Genomic DNA, 287 nt, shown 5'->3' with positions numbered 1-287 from the left:
GTATAGAAGGCGGCGAGCCCGTGGCCAGCGATGACGCCGAGACCGCCGCCTTCTATACGCTCAGCGAAATGACGGCGCTGCCGCTTGCCGGCTCGGTGTTTGCCGTTGCCGACGAATTGCTCAGGAACCGAGGGGCGTAACCTACAAAATCGCCTTGCGAGCGACAAATTGTTTCGCCACAAGGACTTATGATCCGCGCCTCGTTTTTCCTTGCAGCTTGCCTCGCCGCCAGCACGGCAATCGGGCCGCGGCCGGCTTTGGCCGCCCAGTCGCCGTTCGAGCCGGGG

At 63.8% G+C, this 287-nt stretch carries 1 pseudogene; it reads left to right on the top strand.

Annotated features, from left to right (window positions below):
• Window positions 1–140, top strand: a pseudogene (locus E5W87_RS29715) (DNA mismatch repair protein MutT); the annotation flags it as partial.
• Window positions 141–287: the final 147 nt, after the last annotated feature.

This window comes from Mesorhizobium sp., from assembly GCF_004962925.1.
Taxonomy (GTDB): domain Bacteria; phylum Pseudomonadota; class Alphaproteobacteria; order Rhizobiales; family Rhizobiaceae; genus Mesorhizobium.
The sequence above is the reverse complement of the archived record's forward strand: the minus strand, read 5'-3'. Positions and strand labels throughout refer to the sequence as shown.